The sequence below is a fragment of the Bacillus sp. JJ1503 genome (assembly GCF_036965125.1).
GTDB lineage: Bacteria > Bacillota > Bacilli > Bacillales > Cytobacillaceae > Cytobacillus.
This window is the reverse complement of record NZ_JBALOZ010000366.1, coordinates 6129-7710: the sequence shown is the minus strand read 5'-3', so window position 1 is coordinate 7710 and position 1582 is coordinate 6129. Positions and strand designations below refer to the sequence as shown.

Genomic DNA, 1582 nt, shown 5'->3' with positions numbered 1-1582 from the left:
GCCATAACTCAGTCGAAGGAAAAAGGCTGGTTTAAATGATAAAAATAATTTTTTAAAAAATTTGTAAAAACCTCTCGACAAACGACTATAAATTGTCGGATAATTAAAATAACAATCACGACAATTAGAAATTATTTAAAAATAATATTTAATTCTCTTTAGTGTTAATCCTAAGGAACTTTTTTTAGTGATTGAATAAATCATTTAAAGTACACAGCATATTAAAAGGCAGGGAATTGAAGAATGAAAGACCATCAAATTGAAATTAACTTAGCAACAACTAGAAAAGAAAAGCCGGCGTTCGACAAGCTTGAATTCGGAAGAACCTTCACAGATCATATGTTTCTTATGGACTATACGGAAGGAAAAGGCTGGCATGATCCGAGAATTGTTCCGTATCAACCTATCACTTTAGACCCTGCAGCCACAATCTTTCATTATGGACAGACTGTATTTGAAGGGTTAAAGGCTTACTTAACAAAGGATGAAAAAGTTTTTTTATTTAGGCCTAATAAAAATTTTGAACGGTTAAACCGATCAAGCGCTCGCTTGTGCATGCCTGAACTGGATGAAGAGCTTGCATTAGAGGCATTGGAGGAGCTAATCAGAGTAGACAGAGACTGGGTCCCTAATCTTGAAGGCACGTCTTTATACATTAGACCTTTCATTATTTCAACTGAAGTCCATTTAGGTGTATCAGCCTCTTTAAACTATCAATTTATTATTATTCTTTCTCCAGTAGGAGCTTATTATAAAGAAGGAATAAATCCAGTAAAAATTGCAGTTGAAACAGAATTTGTTCGTGCGGTAAAAGGCGGCACTGGTGATGCAAAAACGGCAGGAAATTATGCTGGCAGTCTGAAAGCACAAGAGGTTTCCGGCAAAGCAGGCTATTCTCAAGTATTATGGCTCGATGGAAAAGAAAAGAAGTACATTGAGGAAGTTGGCAGTATGAATGTCTTCTTTAAGATTAATGGCGAAATTATTACCCCTGAATTGAATGGCAGCATTTTACAAGGGGTAACCCGTGATTCCATTATTCAACTTTTAAAGCATTGGAATTTACCTATCGTTGAACGAAAGATTTCTATGGATGAAGTCTATCAAGCAAGCTTAGACGGAAAGCTGGAGGAAGCGTTTGGCACTGGAACAGCTGCTGTTATTTCACCTATAGGCGAATTTTCATGGAAAAATGAAAAACTGATTGTAAATAATGGCGAAACAGGTCCAATTGCGAAAAAATTATATGATACTTTAACAGGAATCCAAAATGGAACACATGAAGATCCGTTTGGCTGGACTGTTGAAGTATAAAGAACTGCTCTTATGCAGTTCTTTTTTAAATGGAATTATTTTACTTGCATTAAATAATATTCATGCTATTCTATGTATGAATATTATAAATATTTTCATTCTACTAGGGGCGCCTTTTGAGGCTGAGATGAACCCTTCGAACCTGATCTAGGTCATACTAGCGTAGGGAAGTAGTTAACGATTACGTATTTTTCAACGTATTGACTTAACCGCTTTCCTAATGGGAAGCGGTTTTTCTATTTTTTCGTGTGTTATCGCAACACAAAAT

The 1582-nt window shown here is 35.6% G+C and carries 1 protein-coding gene and 1 riboswitch; the gene reads left to right on the top strand.

Annotated features, from left to right (window positions below):
• Nucleotides 1-243 precede the first annotated feature (243 nt).
• Entirely contained in the window at nt 244-1314 is a 1071-nt protein-coding gene (locus tag V7149_RS22890) for a branched-chain amino acid aminotransferase (protein ID WP_335347889.1), read from the top strand.
• A gap of 95 nt (nt 1315-1409) precedes the next feature.
• Nucleotides 1410-1500: riboswitch (TPP riboswitch) on the top strand.
• The last annotated feature ends 82 nt before the right edge of the window (nt 1501-1582 follow it).